This window comes from Nonomuraea sp. GTA35 (genome assembly GCF_041950525.1).
Classification (GTDB): domain Bacteria; phylum Actinomycetota; class Actinomycetes; order Streptosporangiales; family Streptosporangiaceae; genus Nonomuraea.
This window is the reverse complement of sequence record NZ_JBGNUV010000005.1, coordinates 173,293-192,530: the sequence shown is the minus strand read 5'-3', so window position 1 is coordinate 192,530 and position 19,238 is coordinate 173,293. Positions and strand designations below refer to the sequence as shown.

Genomic DNA, 19,238 nt, shown 5'->3' with positions numbered 1-19,238 from the left:
TAACGATCTCTTAGCGTTGCATGCATGGGACGGATACTTCTGATCGTCGCGGCCGTCATCGCCGCGCTCGTGCTGCTCGGCCCCCTCGTGGGCTTCGCCCTCACGCTGCTCAAGTGGGGGCTCGTCATCGGCGCCGTGGTGTTCGGCGTCATGTTCCTGTCGAAGTTGCTCAGGAGGACATAGCTTCCTGACAGATCCCCAGTCATAGTTGGGTGATGGAGGCGCGGCCCGCGGTAGACGATGCCGCGCTCGGGCGTGAGGCGCTGGCCGTGCTCGAGGCGAACTGGACGGGCACCGGCACCGTGCCCGCACCAGGGCTCTATCCCCACCAGTGGAGCTGGGACTCCGCGTTCGTCGTCATCGGCCTGGCCAGGCATCGGCCGGACCGGGCCCGCGACGAGCTGCTCAGCCTGCTGCGGGGGCAGTGGGCGACCGGGATGGTGCCGCACATCGTCTTCCACACGCGTGAGGCGTACTTCCCCGGGCCGTCCGTCTGGCGGTCGCAGGAGCACGACGCCGCGCCGAACGTGCTCACCTCGGGTCTCACCGCGCCGCCGCTGCACGGGCTGGCGCTGTGGTGGCTCTACCGGCACACCGGCGACGCCGAGTTCGTCAGGAAGGCGTATCCGGCACTCGCCGCCCAGCACGAGTACCTCGCCACCGCGCGCGACCTCGGCGGCGCGGGGCTGGCCGCCATCGTGCACCCCTGGGAGTCGGGCATGGACGACAGCCCGGTCTGGGACGCCCCCCTCGACGCGCTGCCCGCGATCAGGTACGGCTACCGCAACGTCGAGATGGACGAGCGCCACCCCGACAGCGACCACGACCGCTACGTCTGGCTGGCGATGCGTTACCGCGACGCCGGATACAGCCCCGGCTACCTGCGCGACGAGCATCCGTTCGCGATCGAGGACCCGATGTTCAACGGGATCTGGCTGGCCTCGTGCCAGGCCATGGCCGAGCTGGCGCCGCTGGCGGGCGCCGATCCCGTGCCCCACGCCGAGCACGCGGAACGCCTCAGGCAGGCCATGCTCGACCGGCTGTGGGACGGCTGCTTCTACGCCAGGGACCTGCGGGCCGGGCGGCTCATCCGGGTGTGCACGGTCGGCGCGTTCGGGCCGCTGCTGGACCCGGGGCTGCCCGCCGACCGCCTGCAGGCCGCGGTGGAGGTGCTGGAGTCGGCCAGGTTCATGGGGGCGACCGGCTATCCCGTGCCCAGCACCGAGATCCGCGCCTCCCAGTTCGACCGCACGCGCTACTGGCGCGGCCCCTCCTGGGTGAACACCAACTGGTTGCTGCGCCGCGCCGCCGCCGTGCACTCGCTCGACCAGCTCGGCCAGCAGCTCACCAACGGCACCCTGCGGCTCGTCCGCCAGGCCGGCTTCCGCGAGTGTTTCGACCCGTTCGACGGGAGCGGGCGGGGCTGCCGGGACTTCTCCTGGAGCGCGGCGCTCACCCTGGATCTGCTCGCCGATAACGTAGGGGAATGAGCATCTTCCGCCGCCTGCCCGCCGATGTGCGCAAGTCCCTCGACACCGAGCGGGGGGAGCGGGTGCTGACCTTCGCCCAGGGCGACGACGGTCATGTGGTGGCCACGAACCTCGCGCTCTACCTGTCCGACGGGACCCGGGTGCCGTACGAGGAGATCGACAGGGCGTCGTGGGACGAGGAGGGGGTGCGGGTGCTCACCACGGACGGCGTCCGGCACTTCGAGCGGATCTCCGAGCCGCGCATGCTGCCCGAGACCGTGCGGGAGCGGGTCAACTCCACGATCGTGGTGAACAAGCACGTCAGCCTGCCCGGCAGGGGCGGGGTGCGGCTGGTGGCGCGGCGCCGGCCCGGCGGCGAGGTGCTCGGCTGGACGTTCGTCTTCGACGAGGGGCTCGACCCTGCGGACCCGGGCCTGCGCGCGCAGGCCGAGCAGGCCCTGGAGGGCGTGCGGCGGAGCATGGGCGTCTGAGCAGCTGGTCCCGGCGAGCCCGGCCGGATCGGGGAGCTCGGCGGAATCGGCGAGGTCGGCGGGCCGTGAGCGGCATGGGCCCGGGTCTCAGGCGTGCGGGGGTGTGAGGCCTGTCACGCCCATGCCGCTCCAGCGTGTGCGTCGATCGATCAGTAGGGGATGCCGCTCTCCCGGGCCTTCTGGTCCGCGACGTCCTCATCGGGCCAGCCGGTGCCGGTCTCGGGCTGGTGCCCGTCGGAGTGGAGGAACGGGATCCGCTGCTGCAGCGTGCCCCCCACCCTCGATCTGGCCATCCCCGCGAACTTCGAAGCCTGCGCCCCGACCACCCCGGCCACTTCCTGCACCCGGGGATTGTCGGCGACACGCTGCGCCGTCCGCTTGATCTGCTCGTACCGTTCGCGTCCTGCCCGGCTGCCGAGCACGTAGCCGACGGCCAGACCAACAGCGAATGTCATCCGATAACGCATTTTGCACCTCCGCTGTCTCCGGGCCTACCCCGCTCGCGATGCGACACGCACTCCCGGAGTGCGCTAATCTATTCCTGCGCGCAGCGAAGGGGCCGGAGGGCCCCGGCGAAGTGCGCAAACAGTTCGATCCCGCGTAGCTCAACGGCAGAGCAGCCGGCTGTTAACCGGCAGGTTATAGGTTCGAGTCCTATCGCGGGAGCTGCTCTCATGCAAGAGGTTGGCAGCTCAGGCCCTCTCACCGCTCACAGGTGGGAGGGCCTGAGTCGTTCCGGGAGCCAATAGGGGAGCCATCACCCGGTTGGCTTGTCGGTCCCGAACACCGCGTCCATGGTTTCCGCGCCATGGACGATGACGGGTCTGATCTGGTGCCGGTAGACGGTTTGCGTCGTGTTGGGCGTCGAGTGCCCGACAAGATCGGCTATGCGTTCCACCGAGACGTCCCCATCGCTCAGGATCGAGACGAAGGAGTGGCGTAGCTCCCGTACCTTCCAGCGGTTCCCGATGCCCGCCTTCTTGGTGATCACTCGCAGGCCACGCAGGACCCTCATGGGGTCGAGCATGGTCCCGTCGTCGCGGGTGAAGACGAGGCCGTGTTCCTGCCAGGCTTCACCGGCCGCCAGGCGTTGAGCGTTCTGCCGGGTTCGGTGCCGCTTGAGCTCCTCGACCACCAGGGCCGGCAAGGCGAGCGCACGACGCGACTTCTTGGTCTTGGTGTCTCCGCCGACCCGATCGGCGCGCAGGACCGAGATGGACGGTGGTTTTCCCTTCAGGTCCACAGCCGTCCACAGAAGCTTGCGTGCCTCCTCGGGTCGAATGCCGGTGAGAAGCGCCGTGATGACGTATGCGCCGAACTTCTCCCCCTCGCAAGCCCGGAGGAGCATGACGGCCTGGTCGAGCGTGAGGGACGTGCTGGGCCGTCCCTGTTGCCCATGTGGGGTCTCGCAGAGGGCCGAGACGTTGCGGCCGACGAGTTCGCGCTTCTCGGCCATGCGGATCGCGCGGGTCAGCAGGTTGTGTATCTGGATGATCGTTTTGGTGGCGAGGGTCTCGGCCAGTTCGTCGAGCCAGAGATCGACGTGTTCGGCGCGGAGGTCCTTGAGCCGGTAGTTGCCGATCTTGGGTTTGATCTGGTTCTCGGCCATCGACCGGGCGTGCGTGATGGTGCCGAGACTGCGGCCTTTGAGCCCGTGGGCGAGGAAGTCGTCTACGGCGTCGCTGACCCGGTAGTTGGCCTTGGTCTTGATGCCCTTCTCGGCTTCTTCGCGCAGCTTCCTGACCTTGGGCGTCAGCAGCTTGACGGCTTGGGTTCGCTGCTCGTCGACCGGACGGTCTTGCCACTTGCGTGGTAACACCGCAGAGACCTTGCGACGGACACGGCGGCCTGCTCCGTCGAAACCGAAAGACACGGCAGCGACCCAGGCGTTCTTGCTGGCGTCGAAGTAGAGCGAGTAGTCCAAGTCCTCCTTGCTCATGCTGCTCGTCCTTCGAGGTGCGCGACGTACTCCGCGAGGGCGGCGACCGGGATGCGACGGCAGCCATCGATCTTCACCGAGCGGATGTCTCCACTCCGGAGCAGCGCGTAGACCTTCGTCCGGCTGATCCGGAGCTGGACTGCGACCTCCTCGGGCTTGTAGAGCAACGGCGCTACCGTTGTCCCGCTGGTGAGTTGGTCAGAGGTTGGCATGGTGGTGCTCCGTTCGCGTTCTGAGGGTTGGTCAGGCGGCGAGCGGTGTGGACGAGCTCTGTTCCCAGGTGTCATGGGCGAGCTCTTCGCGTCCGGCTCGGGTGCGTTCGCGGGCTTGGGCCGCTGCCGTGTTGGCGAGGAGTTGGTCACCGGTGGTGTGCCAGCCGGTGCCTGCGTAGGTGAGGTAGCCGATGACGAGCGTGGTTTCCTCGGTTTTGGTGTCAAGGGTTGGTTGACGCTGAAATGGCGTGGCGTCGGGGTGTCCCTCTGGCCCTGGGTGGTGGCGGTTAAGGGCGTGTGCGCGTCTGTAGGCGGCTCGTTGTTCGCGGATGGAGCCGAAGGTGATGGAGTAGCGGCGGGTCTTGGTGAGGAAGTGTCCGCCGAAGCCGAGCATATGTGCCCACCTGCGTAAGCCTCTCCATTCAGGTGGGTGTCCGAGTTTCCAGGCGGCGGCGATGAGTCGTTCGGGGTGGGTGCCGGTGGGGTTGGCGTACAGGCCGATGGTGTCGGGGGTGAGTCGCCGGGATGTGTGGCCGGTGGTTTCGGTGCCTTTGGTGGAGTACTTGGCGAGGTAGGCGGCCACTGCTTGGTCGTCGAGGGCGTCGCCGGTGGCCGACAGGGTGATGGGCCGGATCTCGTTTTGCTCGCCCCAGGTGATGCGCCAGCCGCCGGGCTGGTCGGGGTGGGCGGGAGTGGTACAGGTCATGGTGGTGGCGGCCGAGGTGAGAGCGGCGATGATGTCACCGGTGGTGATGCCTTGGGGTGGGGGCAGGATGGCGTCGGGCATGTCGGCGTCGTGGCCGTCCAGGCGGAGCAGGATGTGGAAGTGGACAGCTCCGCGTGCTTGGTATTCGGCGGCTTTGCCGTGGGCGAGCCGGACGCGGGGCAGGCCGCGTTGCCGGGCGAGTTGGTTGAGGTGGCGTTCGGCGTGTTGTTTGGTACGGCGCCAGAGTTCGCCGGCGTAGTGGTTCCAGACGACGTGGTGGGCGTGGTCGTAGCAGTCGGGACAGAGGGGTCGGCCGAGCTGTTCGGCGCCTGGAGAGTGGCGTTGCCAGCAGGCGAGCGAGATTCCGTGAGGGCAGATGGGGTTGTCGCGGCGGGCGTGGCAGGGGGCGGGGCGGCAAGTACAGCGGGTCTTGTCACGGCAGGCGCAGTGGCGGACGTCGCGGGTGTGGACGGTGCCGAAGGAGGGGGCGGTGAGGGTGGCGAAAACGGCTGGGTGGGTGCGGACGGTGTCGGGGACGGTTTTGCCGCCGGTGAGTCCGGCGCGGATCAGGTGGTAGGCGTCGTGTTGGTAGGTGGTGGCGCAGGCGGGGCAGACGGTGTGACGGCGGTTGCCGCAGGCTTTGTAGATGACGCCGTCGGGCAGGGTCGAGGTGTGCCGGAGGGTGAGGATTTCGCCGGTTCGGGTATCGACGGTGGCCAGGTTGCCGTGCAGCCGGACGGGTTGGGTGCAGGCGGCGGCTGATTCGATGTGGCCGAGCCAGGCGGGGTAGTCGGGGCGTGTGGCGCGTTGCAGGGCGGTGCGGATGTGCTGGCGTGATTCCTGCGCGAACGGGGTCTGGAAGAGGGTTTCGGTGTTCGCCCCCACGCCCGGGGCCGGAGAAGTGGTCCCGGGGGTGAGAGCCAGCGCCGAAGCGATGTCGAGCTGGGTGGGCATGGCGTTAGTGGTGTCCTTCCAGGACGGGGGTGGGTAGCTGCAGGACCGGCAGGACCGGGGCTCGCTCCTGGAGGGGGCGGTGGTCGATGTTCTCGTGCTCCTGGTGCTCGTTGCCGAGGGGCGTTACCGCAGGCTGAGGTGTGGTTTCCCGGTCGGGTTCGGCAGTGGTGGCCGGTTGGGGTGTCGCCGGCTGGATGGTGGGGGTGCGGGAAAGCACCAGTTTGGTGAGGGCGAGGAAGGCCAGGGCGGGGATGGCGGCGATGAGCCAGCCGGTGGGGTGGGGTTTGGCGACCGCGATCTGGGCGGCGATGGACAGGATGGCCGAGGCGATGAGGACGGCCATGGGGTAGGCGATGGGTTGGCCGTTGCGCTTACGACGTCGGACTTCCAGGCCGGAGGCGGTGGGGGTGAGTTCGGAGATGACGGCGTTGGCCCAGCCGAACCATTCGCTGGTTCCTTCGGGGCTGTTGGCCATGGTCCAGTCGTGGACGTGGGTGAAGGAGGCTGCTCCGGCCATGAGGCCGACCAGCAGCAGGATGAAGAACTGTATGGCCGATTCCACGCGCTCGATGCGGTTAGACGGTTGCGACATGGTGTTCTCCCTGGCTGTCGCAATTGAGGGGAACGACGGGTTGGCCGCAATCGCGGCAGGTGAAGGAGGCTGTGGTGAGCAGGTCTGCGGCCACGGTGATGATTCGGTGACAGGCGCAGGTGGCCTCTATGACGCTGGGCGCGGCGGGCATGGTTATATCTGCCGACGCCTGGTGGTCGTCGGTTGCTGGCTGCCATCCGGTGACGCGCGGTGTAATGCCGCACAGAGGACAGGCTCGTGAGGCTCCGCCTCGGTTCTTGAGGGAGCGTTCGAGGTTGCGTCCGCCGTCCCAGAGGCGGGCGACGACGAAGCCGATGCCTTCGGCGGTGATGACTTGCAGCAGTCGAGCGCCACGGCCGTTACGGTGCTGGCGCAGTCGCCAGGTCAGGTCTCCGGAGGTCCAGCCGATGTAGTGGCGGGCGTGCTTGTACGGGCGGTCGAAGTGCAGCAGGTAGACGGTTCCGGTGACGGTCATGAGCTGTCACCGCCCCAGCGTTGTTGCGCGGCCTGGCGGGTGATGCCGAGGGGCCGGGCGATGTCGGCCCAGGAGTAGCCGTGCTGCGCGCGCAGCTGCTTGATGGCCTGCATGATGGCGTGGTCGAGTTCGACGATGACGCCGGACAGATCGGCGAGGGCTTCGATGTCGCCTTCGGCGATGCGCTTGCTGTAGGCGCGGACGATCCGCTTGAGGAACGCGGCGTAGTCGGGGTTCTCCACGGACCGGTTCATGACGCGCCCCGTTCGTGTCGGCGGGTGCGGCGTGCGCGCAGGGCCTTGTCGAGGGCGTCGAGCTGCTTGCCGGTGGGCTTGCGCTTGGGCAGTGCGCGGGTGATGTCGTAGAGGTAGGCGCGGCGTCCGCCTTTGCGCCACAGGATCTGGGCGATGGGGGCTTGGCCGCCGGGGCGCAGGCCGAGGGCGGCGAGTTGGCGTCGGGTCTTGAGATTCTTGGGTGCCCATTTCCAGGGGTAGGTGGGCAGACCGAAGCGACTGCCGGTGGGGTCGTAGAAGACGACGCGGGTGCCGGGGCTGGCATTGAGCTGTTCGAGTTGCGGTATCCGCGCAGCCGGAGCGGGGATAGAGTGCATGACGGTTCTGCTCCTTCGCTTGGTTGCTGGGAGTGAGCTGTGAAGGGCGGGGGCCGGAGATCTTGGCGGATTGGTCCGGCCCTCGCGTGCGTGTTAGTTCGTGCCGTTGGGCGGCAGAATGATCAGGTCACCGCAGCAGGTGCAGTGCCAGCCGTCGTCGGCGAGGTAGGTGGTGCGGCACTCTCCGTCGCACAGGACGAGTTCGGCGGTGCCGTTGCTGTCGGTGCCGAAGATGAGCCATGGAGATTGGCAGATCGGGCAAGCGAGCGCCCAGGAGATGAGGCTCATGGCGAAGACCTCGGCGCAGGCGGGGCAGTAGCAGCGCCCGTTTTCGCGGCGGCCGATGAGCCAGCCGGCTGGTGTCGCTTCCAGCAGGGCGATGGTGTTGGCGCATTGGTTGTCGCACTGGACGGTCCAGTTACGGAGGTCGGGGTTGCCGTTGGGGTGATAGACCTTGTGGATCACAGTGGCCTCCAGTGGGGGTCGTCGTAGGCGGAGGCCCGGACGGTCATGGCGATGTGTTCTTCGCCGGTGTCGATGTCGTTCTTGAGCCAGAACATGGGCAGTCGCCAGGTGTAGGGGCGGCTGAGTTCGTCGTACCAGCGGGTGTGGCCGACGGTCTGCGGGCTTTCCAGCCAGGTGATCGCGGCGATGGTGTCAGCGGTCATTGATGTACACCTCCTGGCACCAGGTGCATTGCAGGGCGCTTTCGAGGCCCTGGTCGGTGGTGATGGTGACCTCGGCAAAGGTGTTGTTGCTGCACTCGACGCAGCACAGGGCGAGCTCTTGCAGCTCGTGGGGTGGCTGGTCGGGCCAGGGCACCTCGTTGGGGACCGGGACCGTGTCGTGGTCGTGGGGCATGGTGATTCTCCGTTCAAGCAGCTAGGGGAAGAGGTGCTGGATCGCCGGTACGGCGAATCCAGGTGACGTAGTCGACGAGCTGGTGGATTTGCGCGTCGGTGAGGTAGGCGGCTTTGACCAAATGGGGGATGCCGCCTTCGGCGATGAGGTAAAAGACGCCGGGGGTGGCCGGGCTAATGGCTTGGGCGTTGAATCCGGCCGAAGCCCAACCGTGACCGAGGATGATGTCGGAGCTGTTGGGAGTGGTGCAGCGGAAGGCTGCCCGGTAGCCGAACAGGTCGCGTAGCGAGGTGGGGATGATGTCCACGCTGGGGCGTTGGGTGGCGGCTATGACCGGTATGGCGCAGGCGCGGCCTCGGGCGACGAGGTCGCGGACGAGGGCGATGAACTCTTTTTGCTGTTCGGGAGCGCCGATGGTAGCGGTGTAGTAGGCAAGTTCGTCGATGAAGACACCGATGACTTTGATCGCATCGGTAGGCAGGAACTTGCGGCGACCGTGGGCGACCAGCCAGGAGTAGCGGCGATCCATCACCTTTTGCAGGCGTCGCAGGACGCGCAGGCCCGCTTCGATGTCGGGGCCGACGAAGATGCCGCCGGCTGCTTGGGCGGCTTCCATCCACATGCCGAGTTCAACCCATTTAGGGTCGAGCAAGACCGGGGTGAAGTCGTGGCACAGGAAAGCGTGCCCGACGAGGTTTTGGATCAGTACAGATTTGCCGCCGCCTGGTTCTCCGGCGTCGAGCAGGTTGTGATACACCAGGTCGAGGTAGACCGGGTTGCCGCATTCGTCGATCCCAATGAACACGGGGTCGAACATGGACATGGACGGCGCTACCGGGACCGTGGCTGAGGTTTCTGGCAGAGCCGCGTGCATGGCAGCGTCACCTCATTGCGTGTCTGAAGGCGTGTATGGAGGTGCTACCGGGAGGAGTGAACAGGTTCTCCCGGTAGCGGACGACGCGTCAGATCCAGTCGAGGTCAGGGTTGTTCGTGGCCGTCTTGGCTTGAGTGCCGTTGGCGGCCGGGGGCCGGCCGTTCTTGCGGGCCGGACGCTCGGTGGGATCGCTGTCGTCGGTGTCCGGCACATCAGCCAGGTCAAGCTGAGCCGGGACAGTAGCAATCGGCCGGGTGATTGCCGGGACGTCGGCAGGCAGGTCCTCGGTGAGAGGGGAGCCGACCAGGCCGCTGAGGACATCGCGGCGTTTGATGTCCAGGTAAATGGCGGCTGAGTTGGAGGTGCGGGCCTTGGCGACGGTGACCGAGGCCGCCCAGCAGGCGACGGCAATCTTGCCGAGCTGGTTTTCGATCTGGTCCAGAGACAGGCCGGGGCGTAGCCAGACCCAGACGCGTTCCCCGACCGGGATGGGTTTGGCCAGGCCGATGAACGGCAGGTGGCCGTGCCGGTCGGTGGGCAGGAAGGAGGTGAAACAGGTGCGCAGGCGGTGCCGGACGATGAGGCACCACATCAGCGCCAGCGTGTACCGGCGCACGGCCGGGATAAGGTCAATGGTGGCGATGATGGTGGCGTAGATGACGCCGGTGATCAACGGGGTGACCTGGTCCTGGAGAGAGACCCAGCCGCCGATGAGCAGCGCGGCGACGATGATTTCGGGCAGCCACCACCAGATGGCGCGGATGACGGGCCAGGCGGCGATGAGGCAGGCGGTCAGGCCACCGATGATGGTGCCGGCCACGAGCCCGACAGGCACGGCTGCCAAGGGGTGCAGGTAGTGCGTGGAGATCACAGCGGCGAAGGGACCGACGATGGCCATCACCACGTAGAAGGTGATCTTTGCGGTGCGCAGGTAGCTGTACTGCACGTTGCTCTGGATGACCGTGACGGCGTTACCGCGTCGGTTGATGCCTCCTCTGTTGGCGGAGTGCGTCCCGAAGGTACGCTTGGACATGACTCTCCTCCTCGTGCCGAGGACGGGGGTTGGGAACAGGGCCGGGTCCGAGTGTGAGAGCTGAGACCGGCCCTGTAAGTAATGGCCGGGCTGGAGGATGAAGCCTCCAGGCCCGGCTTCTTCATGCGCTGCTACTTGTCGTTCTCGCCGTAGCAGTACGCGTGGAAGTGGTCGAACGCCTCCACGGTGCTGAACCAGCCGCCGCCGCTGCTGGACGACTTGCGCGGCGCCTTCCTGCTGGACTTGCTGCCCTTACCGCTCTTCTTGGCGGCCTGGGCAAACGAGCTGGACTTGTTGGTCTTGTTGCTGCTGAACCAGCCCATGACGATGTCCTTTCGTGCGGGCTTGCCGGGTGTGAATGATCTCGATGCTGATGCGATGCAGACTGCGGTCTACTTGCTGGCCGGAGCGCCAGCGGGCTTGATGTCAGCCGCGCGGAAGGCCACGCCGTTGCGACCGTTGGTCGCCCAAGGCAGTGCCTCCAGCTTGAACAGGGCGACCTGTGCGCCAACAGTCACCGTGGGCCTTTCACCGGCCGTGGTGATGTTGATCATCTCGCCGCCCGTCTCGTCCAGCGCCATGACCTGCGTGACCCACATCGGTCGGCCGGTCTCCCGCTCGGACTTCTGACGCCCGTTCTGGTCGGACTTCTCGACCGCTTCCTTCGTCACCATGAACGACTTGCCGGTGACGTCGATCAGGAGCTTCACAGAGCTCACCTCCGAATCGAGGGCCGCACCCCTGCGGTGCGAACTCCCTGGGAGCTCCAGGAAACTGTCAGAGCGCTGCGTTACGGTAGCCGACAAGACTTAACGAGGGTTAACGAAGCTTGTTAACCTCGCACGAGCTGCGCATTCATAGGGCATCATGGGCTTCACCGGGGATTAACACTCTCAAGCCGGACCATTGCGAGGTGCGATGGGTATTCCGAACTTGCTCAAGCAGACTCGGAAGCGGAATGGCTGGTCTCAGGAGCAAGCCATAGTCCGTTTCGAGAAGATCGGCCATGCCCTGAAGATCGACGTTCCCTCTCGGTCCAGCTTGCGAACTCTGTTCTCAATGTACGAGAACAATCGTCGAGACGTTCCCGAACCCCATCGTCAGATATTTTGCGAGCTGTACCGCGTATCTGAACGTGATCTCGGTCTTGTCGCCGAGGTCACGACCACTGCCGTTACGCCACTGCCCGCACTGCCTCAAGCGCTACCTGGTACCCCGTCTCCCGAGGTGATCACCTATCTGTCCAACGTGCTGGCCGAGCACACTCGGGCAGATGCCCTTCTCGGCCCGCTCTACCTGGTGCCAGCGGTCCAAGCTCAGCTTCCACTTATAGACCGCCTAGTGGAGTCAACCCGTGGAGCGGATCGCCGTCAGATGCTTGAAGTTGCTGCGCAATTCGCCGAATTCTGTGGCTGGCTCTACCAGGACTCAGGCGACCCTGTTTGCGCAATGAGTTGGACCAACCGGGCACTCGATTACGCTCAGGAACTGGCTGATCCACAAGCTATGGCCTACATCCTCATGCGAAAGAGCAACATCGCCACTGAGGCCGGCCATCCTGGCCAAGGACTCGGACTGGCCAACGCCGCGCTGAACACAGCACCTGATCTCACTCCACGGCTTCGCGCCGTGTCTCTCCGGCAACTCGCTAACGCACACGCGCTTCTCGCCGAGCCTCATGAGTTCGAGTCCACCATTGATCAGGCCATCCAGCATGCCACCGAGGGACTGGCTCAAGTCGCAACAGACAAGGCACGCTACTGCACGCCCGCGTACGTTCAGATGGAGGCCGGGATGTCATGGGTACTTCTCGGCAACCCAAGCGCTGCCCTGTCTGTCTTCGAACGCAGCCTCACGCAGTGGCCCGAGGCTGCTCAGACCCGCGACAAGGGTCTCTGCCTGGCTCGGTTGGCCACCGCTGCCGCAGCTCAGGGAGAGATCGAGCGCGCCGTTGACGCTGGAAGGGAAGCCTTGACCATCGCGCAGCGAACCGGTTCGGCCCGGATCCGGGCGCAGCTCGATGCCCTTCGCGATCACTTAACACCTGTTGCCAAGCTACCTCTCGTGAAAGACTTGGCGGAGCACTTGGCCCAGTTCACACGCCATCTCGCGTGAACCCACTCCAGTGAGGAGCCTTCGTGAATCATTTGCTGCCAACGCAGACAACACAGGATGAACGCATGCGAGAGGCGCGCGTCGCTATCCTGCCGATTGGCAGCTTCGAGCAACACGGTCCACATCTACCATTGATCACAGACGCGGCCATCGCATCAATCATTTCCAGAGAAATCGCACACCGCTATCCAGTACGTCATTTGCCGCCCATCACCATCTCTTGCTCACATGAACACAAGGCTTGGCCTGGCACAGTAAGCATTTCAGCAAGAACGCTCTTCGCGCTCGTGATTGACGTTCAGACCTCGCTACGGGCATCTGGTATTAACAAGCTGGTCTTGATCAATGCCCATGGGGGGAACTATGTGCTCTCCAACATCGTGCAGGAAGCTACCGTCACTGAACGATGCATGGCCCTCTTTCCGACCAATGCCGACTGGAACGCAGCGCGCGCCAATGCGATGCTGGAGACCAGCGGACATGAAGACATGCATGCTGGCGAGCTTGAGGTTTCCATCCTGCTAGCAGCTAATCCCGAGCTGGTACAAGACGGCTACGACACCGTTGACCACGTTGCTAACGATCGCAAAGATCTTCTAACAGTCGGCATGGAGGCGTACACCAAAACGGGTGTCATCGGTCGGCCCTCATTGGCGACCGCTGAAAAAGGCCGAGCCGTCCTTGATCACCTCGGTGAGGCGTTCCGTTCCTGCCTCCGCAGTATCGACGAGAATGTGTGACCGCTGTGACCGCTGTGACCGTGTGAGAACTTTCTCTACAAACTTAAAGCGGCCCTGAGCGGGCCGCACGCGCCGCCGACTCGGCGCGGGCCGGGCACTCCACTTGGGCTCCATGCCCGCCCCACAAAACGCCGGTCGGCTGGCGCGGACGAGGACAGGACCGCATGGGGCGCACGGTTCTGCTCACGGGGCCGAGCTGGTCAGCGCAAGCATAGGCGGAAATGGGGCGGCCTTACTGCGTGCCTCCGGCGGGGGGGCGCTCCGGCTCCGGGCAGTCCACGATCGCGGCGTGCGGTAGTGGAGTGGTTGCGGTGAAGCCTGCCCGTCTGCCGCCGCCCCCAGGACAAGCCCTAGCAGACCAGCCGCGGGGCCGCCTCCGCTCCATCACGGCCCTGGCACCGGGCGCCGGCCGGGCAGCCCCGCGGCTGCCCCGCTACCCCTGCGGGTGGGACGACGGCAGACGGGCAGCCCAGGTGTGTACTTATCGGGCAGTATCCAACGGTTCAATAACATACAACACGCCCGCCTGCCTTTTATTGCATGATGGTTGCAGTGACACTAAGTAGCCTAAGTAGGGATTGTCGTGGAACTTGGCTTCTGGGCAGGTCTCGCACTCTCTATCCCAATCGGGATTGGAGTTAACCTTGCAACACCTTGGTTTCAACGCCTTATTGCTCGCAGAAGCAAGAAGGCCGCCGATAAGCGTAAACGTGAATTGGAGATGGAAAAGCTTCTTGTGACAAAGTTTAAGGCTGACCCTATCGCGTATCAAAGCTTTCTGTATATATCATTAGTGCGCGTATTGGTGTATTTCGCCATTGCAGTGCTTTCTGTCACGCTTCCATATCCTCTAACTGATTTCCTGATGACTGGGCAGAATATTACCGGCCTGGTGCCACTTCCGCCGTTGAGTTATCTCAACTATGAGGCGACATTTAATGTCATTGGTGTAATTTTGGCAAACATTTCAATGATTCTTCTGTTGAATAATGGCCGAAGGGCTCGACGTATTGCAGGTAGCCTTCTTAATGAGCCGGATATGCTCGATTTGCCAACTCCGTCGAGCGACGACACATAGCCTGCGGTCTAACGATCAAGCAGGTGTACCAACAGCGATGATGCGCAGGGCGCATCAGGGGCACATGACCATGCGATCATATATGAAACCATGAGAAGCTCTGAGAATAAAAACTGCAGGTCACAAGCATGAACCGCGAATCTCACCAGCTTATGTCAAAGCGGAGAAAGGAACCCGGCGTACAGGCCGACTCACGTCTTGTCCGTGTCGGACTTGGCAACGGTCGCCACCTGCCACCGCTCAGGCCGGGTTTGCGTCTCCTTCACCCCTGAGCGACGTCTGGCAGCGCTGGTCCAACGACTAGTGGCGTGCCGCGCTCGGCTGAACGACTCTACCCATCGTCGCCACCTCCGACACCGCGCGCCGACTACAATCGGCTCATGAGTAGGTGCACAGCCCCGGTCAAGGGCCATCGGACCGCCAGCGGACGAGCAGCCTGCCCTTCATGTGGCGGTCGAAGCTACAGGTCCTACTCGCCATCTCCAACCTACCCGTCGTCGAGCTACACGCCGGGCAGCAGCGGTGGAGGCGGCACCAACGGTGGGGGTGGGTCCATCAGCGGCAGAACGCGGCCGAGGTGGTCGCCGAGTAGCTCGTCCGTGACCTACACGCCTGAGCAAGTCCGTGCGCTGACTCCTTACCGCCGCACGGTCGAGTTGCGAGGTCAGCAACCTGAACTTCGCGATCTCTTCCTCTGCCATGCGTGGGACGACCGACGCGGTGTTGCTACGGAACTACACGACCTGCTCGAAGCCGAAGGCGTGTCAGTCTGGTTCAGCGAGAAGGACATCCTGCTAGGCCAACCGTTCATGCGAGAGATCGACAGAGGCCTGGCGAAGTCGCGGGTGGGTCTCGTCCTCATTACCCCTGCGCTGCTAAAACGCGTCGACAATCGGGGAGTCTCTGACAAGGAGCTTTCGGAGCTTCTGGCACGCGACCTGCTAATTCCTGTCGTACATGGGGCGACCTATGAGGACGTCCGGAAAGTCAGCCCGTTGCTTGGTTCCCGAAACGGGCTGCACACGGCGGAAGATTCGATGGAAGTCATCGCCGCCAAGATCGCTGAGCTGGTCGCACTTAATGACGAGCTGGTTTCCACAAACTGAGGAGACATCAGGGACACCCACCACAGCACGACCGTGCGCATGCCTCTGCAAACCGAACGTGAAGCTGAGCAGCCGATACATGATTGGCTGAGCGCTCAAGGGGGAGCCAGGCCGGGAGCCACACGTGGTGAACCACTCTGAACAGTTCTAGACTCAGTTGACTAGCCTGGCCGCACATCCGGACCGTCGTGGACTGATCAACACGGGGAGATGCTAGTTCGAGTCCTATCGCGGGAGCTGCTTCCAAGCAAGAGGTCGGCAGCTCAGGCCCTTCCACCGGTAACAGGTGGGAGGGCCTGAGTCGTTCCGGGAGCGAGGGTGTTGTGTCGCGCCTGCCTGCCCCTCGCGCCATGCCTGCGGTATACCGGCTTCTGCTGAGCACCACGTCCGCATCGGCGGCGAGCCACTGGAACTCGGTCGCACCGGCGAACGCCACCCGGCGGAAGATGATCAGCAACACGACCTGCACCGACGCTCACCGGTCCATCCACGAGTACGGGTACAAGGCCTGCGCGAAGGCGCCCGGCCTCGGCGGAACCCCGGCCGTGTGCACCAGCGCCCCATTCGTCTGACGGTCTGATCGCGCGCACCTGAAGGCGGCTTCGGCGCTCTTCAGGCTCGCTTCAGGCGCAGGGGGCGACCCTCGGGACTGTCGAATCGTCTCGGGGAGGGAGTTCCCATGGTGCAGCGACGTCTCGCGATCGTCGTCACGTCCGCGGTGCTCGGGCTCGGTGTCATGGCAGGGTCGGCGCTGGCCGACGACGGCCCGGTCAGGGTGCACGGCAGGACCGGCGAGGTCGCGCTCGGTGCGCACGAGGGGCCGGGGTTCCACGGCGGCAGGCTGACGTGCTGGATGAGCGACGGCAAGGTCGTGAAGCTCTCCAGGGCCCAGGTGGCCGAGCTCGTCGAGGAGAGGTACATCGAGTCCGAGCTCGCCGAGGCCGTCGTCGAGGACGGCGTGACGGTCGTGCCCGAGGCCCGGCTGTCGATCAGCGTCCCGGCGAAGAAGCTGCCTCGTGAGGCGGTGAAGAAGAGGCACGCGGGCAAGCACCGGCACCACAGCCGCGTCATCCATCTCACCTGCGTCTGGAGCAAGTAGGCGAGGTCCGCGCCCCCGGAGTCGTCCGGGGGCGCGGTTCACGCCGTGTAGTGCGATGGTGACACGTTTTCGGGTTCGGCGGACAAAGCGGGGCGTGGTACGGAAAATGGGAGGGCCGGTCCCTCGGGCCGGAGCCGCGGGAAGTCGTCGATGGCGAGGAGAGGGCGCCATCACCAGGACGTGCCGCCGACCCGGAATCGGCGGGGCGCTCCGATGACGGAGAAGTGCTGGTTGCCGCGTGCGTACCTGGATCAGGAACCTTCGCCCCTTCGACGTGCTCGCCGCCCAGTCGGTGCTCGAGCGCACCACCGACCTGCGTGAGGCCGAGCGCTTCATCAGGCTTTACCACGCCGAGAACCCCTCGGCGGGAGGGCTGCACGCGCGCCTGCGCGACATCGCCAGGGACGTGGCCCGCTACGGGACCTACGTGCACACCTACGAGGAGCTCGAGTTCGGGGCCCGGGTGGCCTGGCGCAACAGCAGCCGGTGCATCGGGCGGCTGTACTGGCGCTCGCTGAAGGTGCGCGACCGCAGGCAGGTGAGCACGGCCGAGGGGGTCGCCGTCGAATGCGTGGCCCACCTGCGCGAGGCCACCGGGAACGGCAAGATCAGGCCCACCGTCACCGTGCTGCCTCCCGACACGCCCGCGCTGCGCGGCCCCCGGCTGCTGAACGACCAGCTCATCCGCTACGCCGGGTACCGCACCCCCGACGGCGTCGTGGGGGATCCGCGCAACGTCGCGCTCACGGAGACCGCCACGGCGCTGGGCTGGCGGGGCCGGGGCGGGCGGTTCGACGTGCTGCCGCTGGTCATCCAGCCGGCGTTCGGCGACCGGCTGCTGTGCAACGTGCCGGGGGACGCCGTGCTGGAGGTGCCGCTGGCGCATCCCGACTACGCGTGGTTCGAGGAGCTGGGGCTGCGCTGGCACGCCGTACCAGCCATCTCGGACATGTGCCTGGAGATCGGCGGCATCTGCTACCCCTGCGCGCCCTTCAACGGCTGGTACATGGGCACCGAGATCGGCGCCCGCAACCTCGCGGACGCCGACAGGTACGACCAGCTCCCGGTGGTGGCGCAGCGGCTGGGCCTGGACACCTCCACCGAGCGCTCCCTGTGGCGCGACCACGCGCTGGTGGAACTGAACGTGGCGGTGCTGTACTCGTTCGAGCGGGCGGGGGTCACGATGACCGACCACCACACGGAGTCGCGCCGCTTCCTGACCCACCTGTCGAAGGAGGAGAAGGCCGGCCGGGTCTGCCCGGCGGACTGGTCGTGGATCGTGCCGCCGCTATCCGGCAGCGCCACGCCCGTCTTCCACCGTTACTACGACACCAGCGTCCTGACCCCCGCCTTCGTCCATCACCGTCAGGCGCTCGCGTAGCGCCTCCAGCTCGGCCGCGGTCAGGCCGCCCGCCCTCAGGCGCTCCTCGATATCCAGGCCCGCCAGCAGCTCGGTGACCACCGCGGCGGTCGTGGTGCCGGCGGCGTCCAGGCGGGCGCGCACGCGCAGGCCGTCGTCCGGCTCCCCCAGGAGGGCGTACAGGACGCTCAGGCGGGTCGCGGAGCGCTCGTAGTCGGCCAGGATGTCCTCGGGCGCGACCCCGGCCAGCGCGAGCAGCAGGAGGCAGATCAGGCCCGTGCGGTCGCGGCCGGCCACGCAGTGCACGAGCACCCCGCCGGGAGGCGCCTGCGCGATGGCGCGCAGCACCCGCGCGCTGCGGTCGGGCCGGCTCTCGAGGTGGTGGCGCAGGTAGAAGGGCGTGCCGTTGTAGCGGCCGTGCTCGGGGTCGTCGCGGCTGTCCAGCGGCAGGCTGACGACGGTCATCCCGGGCGGGCGGTGGCCGGGTTCGGCGCGGTGCTCGCCGGGGATGCGCAGGTCCACGATGGTCCGTACGCCGTGGGCCGCTGCCGCCGCCCATCCGCTCGCGGTGAGCCGGTCGGGCGTGTCGGAGCGCACCACCGCTCCCCAGCGGGTGAGCCTGCCGCCGGCGGCTCGCAGGCCGCCCAGATCGCGCACGTTGTGACAGCCGTCCCAGGCCAGGTCGCGTTCCACGCCCTCCATCCTTGCCTTCCCCGCCTAGAACATGGTTCTGTTAGGGGCATGGTGGACCTCGTGCTCTCGACTCTCGACGACCAGGGCGTGCTCACCCTGACCTTCAACCGGCCCGACACGCTCAACGCGTGGACCGGCGCCATGGGGCGGCGCTACTTCGACCTGCTGGCGGAGGCCGAGCGGAATCCCGACGTGCGTGCCGTGGTGGTCACGGGCGCGGGCAGGGGGTTCTGCTCCGGGGCCGACTTCAAGACGCTGAACGCCATCCAGAGCGGCTCGTACGACGAGGTGCCCGACCCGCGGCCCAACACCTTCCCCACGACCATCGGCAAGCCGATCATCGCCGCGGTCAACGGGGCCTGCGCGGGGCTCGGCATGGTGCACGCGCTCGTCTGCGACCTCGTCTTCACGGCCGAGGAGGCCAAGTGGACGACGGCCTTCGCGCGCCGCGGGCTGATCGCCGAGTACGGGCTCTCCTGGGTACTGCCGCGCATCATGGGGCAGCAGCGGGCCATGGACGTCCTGCTGTCGGGGCGGGTGTTCACCGGGCGGGAGGCGTGCGAGCTGGGGCTGGCCAACCGCGCCGTGCCGGGGGAGAGGCTGCTGCGCGAGGCGCAGGAGTACGCCGGTGAGCTGGCGGCCCACAGCTCGCCGGCGTCCATGGCGATCATCAAGCGGCAGGTGTGGCACGACTGGGACGCCACGCTGGAGGAGTCGGCCAAGACCGCCACGCAGGAGATGCTCGCCTCGTTCGGGCGGCCCGACTTCGCGGAGGGCGTCGCCAGCTTCCTGGAGCGCCGCCCGCCGAACTTCCCGCCCCTCCCGTGAGGG

General features: G+C 66.1%; 26 protein-coding genes and 1 tRNA gene. 11 read left to right on the top strand and 16 right to left on the bottom strand.

Going from position 1 to position 19,238, the window contains the following annotated elements; all coding sequences use genetic code 11:
• The first annotated feature begins 24 nt into the window (after positions 1-24).
• Genes ACBJ32_RS24115 through ACBJ32_RS24105 form a run of 3 tightly spaced genes read left to right on the top strand, consistent with a single transcriptional unit; the run spans position 25 to position 1,960 of the window.
• Complete coding sequence (locus tag ACBJ32_RS24115; protein ID WP_375128618.1) at positions 25-183, top strand: hypothetical protein; 159 nt, start codon at positions 25-27, stop codon at positions 181-183.
• Between the two features lie 32 nt (positions 184-215).
• Positions 216-1,490: a hypothetical protein gene (locus tag ACBJ32_RS24110; protein ID WP_357870926.1), complete on the top strand. Its 1,275-nt coding sequence runs from the start codon at positions 216-218 to the stop codon at positions 1,488-1,490.
• The gene (locus ACBJ32_RS24105) at positions 1,487-1,960 is read left to right on the top strand and encodes a hypothetical protein (protein ID WP_357870929.1); all 474 of its coding nucleotides are present in this window, start codon (positions 1,487-1,489) and stop codon (positions 1,958-1,960) included. The genes ACBJ32_RS24110 and ACBJ32_RS24105 overlap by 4 nt, the downstream gene beginning before the upstream one ends.
• A 149-nt stretch (positions 1,961-2,109) precedes the next feature.
• On the opposite strand, the gene ACBJ32_RS24100 is transcribed toward ACBJ32_RS24105, so the two are convergent.
• A complete protein-coding gene (locus ACBJ32_RS24100) occupies positions 2,110-2,427 on the bottom strand; it encodes a YtxH domain-containing protein (RefSeq protein ID WP_375128617.1) in 318 nt (105 codons plus the stop codon).
• A 127-nt stretch (positions 2,428-2,554) separates the two neighbouring features.
• On the opposite strand from ACBJ32_RS24100, the gene ACBJ32_RS24095 reads away from it, so the two are divergent.
• Positions 2,555-2,626, top strand: a tRNA-Asn gene (locus ACBJ32_RS24095).
• Between the two features lie 91 nt (positions 2,627-2,717).
• Here the strand turns inward: ACBJ32_RS24095 and ACBJ32_RS24090 are convergent.
• From ACBJ32_RS24090 to ACBJ32_RS24025, 14 genes are all read right to left on the bottom strand, one after another.
• Positions 2,718-3,899, bottom strand: coding sequence for a tyrosine-type recombinase/integrase (locus tag ACBJ32_RS24090; RefSeq protein ID WP_375128616.1), 1,182 nt, complete (start codon positions 3,897-3,899; stop codon positions 2,718-2,720).
• Positions 3,896-4,111, bottom strand: coding sequence for a helix-turn-helix domain-containing protein (locus ACBJ32_RS24085; protein WP_375128615.1), 216 nt, complete (start codon positions 4,109-4,111; stop codon positions 3,896-3,898). Before ACBJ32_RS24085 ends, ACBJ32_RS24090 begins: the two co-directional genes overlap by 4 nt.
• 31 nt (positions 4,112-4,142) lie before the next feature.
• Complete coding sequence (locus ACBJ32_RS24080; protein ID WP_375128614.1) at positions 4,143-5,771, bottom strand: replication initiator; 1,629 nt, start codon at positions 5,769-5,771, stop codon at positions 4,143-4,145.
• 4 nt (positions 5,772-5,775) lie between these two features.
• The gene (locus ACBJ32_RS24075; protein WP_375128613.1) at positions 5,776-6,363 is read right to left on the bottom strand and encodes a hypothetical protein; all 588 of its coding nucleotides are present in this window, start codon (positions 6,361-6,363) and stop codon (positions 5,776-5,778) included.
• Positions 6,347-6,838 carry a hypothetical protein gene (locus ACBJ32_RS24070; protein ID WP_375128612.1) on the bottom strand — a complete coding sequence of 164 codons (492 nt, stop codon included), beginning with the start codon at positions 6,836-6,838 and terminating at the stop codon, positions 6,347-6,349. The genes ACBJ32_RS24075 and ACBJ32_RS24070 overlap by 17 nt, the downstream gene beginning before the upstream one ends.
• The gene (locus tag ACBJ32_RS24065; protein WP_375128611.1) at positions 6,835-7,080 is read right to left on the bottom strand and encodes a hypothetical protein; all 246 of its coding nucleotides are present in this window, start codon (positions 7,078-7,080) and stop codon (positions 6,835-6,837) included. The genes ACBJ32_RS24070 and ACBJ32_RS24065 overlap by 4 nt, the downstream gene beginning before the upstream one ends.
• Before the next feature lie 8 nt (positions 7,081-7,088).
• Positions 7,089-7,448 carry an RRQRL motif-containing zinc-binding protein gene (locus ACBJ32_RS24060; RefSeq protein WP_375128610.1) on the bottom strand — a complete coding sequence of 120 codons (360 nt, stop codon included), beginning with the start codon at positions 7,446-7,448 and terminating at the stop codon, positions 7,089-7,091.
• Between the two features lie 93 nt (positions 7,449-7,541).
• On the bottom strand, positions 7,542-7,913 hold the full coding sequence (locus tag ACBJ32_RS24055; RefSeq protein ID WP_375128609.1) for a hypothetical protein: 372 nt from the start codon (positions 7,911-7,913) through the stop codon (positions 7,542-7,544).
• Complete coding sequence (locus ACBJ32_RS24050; RefSeq protein ID WP_375128608.1) at positions 7,910-8,116, bottom strand: hypothetical protein; 207 nt, start codon at positions 8,114-8,116, stop codon at positions 7,910-7,912. The genes ACBJ32_RS24055 and ACBJ32_RS24050 overlap by 4 nt, the downstream gene beginning before the upstream one ends.
• Positions 8,106-8,309: a hypothetical protein gene (locus tag ACBJ32_RS24045; protein ID WP_375128607.1), complete on the bottom strand. Its 204-nt coding sequence runs from the start codon at positions 8,307-8,309 to the stop codon at positions 8,106-8,108. The genes ACBJ32_RS24050 and ACBJ32_RS24045 overlap by 11 nt, the downstream gene beginning before the upstream one ends.
• A 13-nt stretch (positions 8,310-8,322) precedes the next feature.
• Entirely contained in the window at positions 8,323-9,126 is an 804-nt protein-coding gene (locus ACBJ32_RS24040; protein WP_375128606.1) for an FtsK/SpoIIIE domain-containing protein, read from the bottom strand.
• Between the two features lie 145 nt (positions 9,127-9,271).
• Positions 9,272-10,216: a hypothetical protein gene (locus tag ACBJ32_RS24035; RefSeq protein ID WP_375128604.1), complete on the bottom strand. Its 945-nt coding sequence runs from the start codon at positions 10,214-10,216 to the stop codon at positions 9,272-9,274.
• A gap of 131 nt (positions 10,217-10,347) precedes the next feature.
• Positions 10,348-10,539: a hypothetical protein gene (locus ACBJ32_RS24030; RefSeq protein WP_375128603.1), complete on the bottom strand. Its 192-nt coding sequence runs from the start codon at positions 10,537-10,539 to the stop codon at positions 10,348-10,350.
• 69 nt (positions 10,540-10,608) lie between these two features.
• A complete protein-coding gene (locus ACBJ32_RS24025; protein WP_375128602.1) occupies positions 10,609-10,926 on the bottom strand; it encodes a hypothetical protein in 318 nt (105 codons plus the stop codon).
• A gap of 208 nt (positions 10,927-11,134) precedes the next feature.
• Between ACBJ32_RS24025 and ACBJ32_RS24020 the strand changes: the two genes are divergently transcribed.
• The 6 genes from ACBJ32_RS24020 (at position 11,135) to ACBJ32_RS23995 (ending at position 17,735) form a co-directional block, all read left to right on the top strand.
• The gene (locus ACBJ32_RS24020; protein WP_375128601.1) at positions 11,135-12,331 is read left to right on the top strand and encodes a hypothetical protein; all 1,197 of its coding nucleotides are present in this window, start codon (positions 11,135-11,137) and stop codon (positions 12,329-12,331) included.
• Between the two features lie 23 nt (positions 12,332-12,354).
• The gene (locus tag ACBJ32_RS24015; RefSeq protein WP_375128600.1) at positions 12,355-13,071 is read left to right on the top strand and encodes a creatininase family protein; all 717 of its coding nucleotides are present in this window, start codon (positions 12,355-12,357) and stop codon (positions 13,069-13,071) included.
• A 583-nt stretch (positions 13,072-13,654) separates the two neighbouring features.
• Entirely contained in the window at positions 13,655-14,149 is a 495-nt protein-coding gene (locus ACBJ32_RS24010; protein ID WP_375128599.1) for a hypothetical protein, read from the top strand.
• A gap of 599 nt (positions 14,150-14,748) precedes the next feature.
• Positions 14,749-15,255 carry a toll/interleukin-1 receptor domain-containing protein gene (locus ACBJ32_RS24005; protein ID WP_375128598.1) on the top strand — a complete coding sequence of 169 codons (507 nt, stop codon included), beginning with the start codon at positions 14,749-14,751 and terminating at the stop codon, positions 15,253-15,255.
• A 679-nt stretch (positions 15,256-15,934) separates the two neighbouring features.
• Complete coding sequence (locus ACBJ32_RS24000; RefSeq protein WP_375128597.1) at positions 15,935-16,354, top strand: hypothetical protein; 420 nt, start codon at positions 15,935-15,937, stop codon at positions 16,352-16,354.
• Between the two features lie 238 nt (positions 16,355-16,592).
• Positions 16,593-17,735 (top strand): nitric oxide synthase oxygenase, encoded by a 1,143-nt coding sequence (locus ACBJ32_RS23995; RefSeq protein ID WP_357870938.1) that lies wholly within the window; start codon positions 16,593-16,595, stop codon positions 17,733-17,735.
• Here ACBJ32_RS23995 and ACBJ32_RS23990 read toward each other — a convergent pair.
• The gene (locus ACBJ32_RS23990) at positions 17,643-18,416 is read right to left on the bottom strand and encodes a tyrosine-protein phosphatase (RefSeq protein WP_375128596.1); all 774 of its coding nucleotides are present in this window, start codon (positions 18,414-18,416) and stop codon (positions 17,643-17,645) included. The genes ACBJ32_RS23995 and ACBJ32_RS23990 overlap by 93 nt on opposite strands.
• Positions 18,417-18,467: 51 nt before the next feature.
• Between ACBJ32_RS23990 and ACBJ32_RS23985 the strand changes: the two genes are divergently transcribed.
• Entirely contained in the window at positions 18,468-19,235 is a 768-nt protein-coding gene (locus ACBJ32_RS23985; RefSeq protein WP_375128595.1) for an enoyl-CoA hydratase-related protein, read from the top strand.
• Positions 19,236-19,238: the final 3 nt, after the last annotated feature.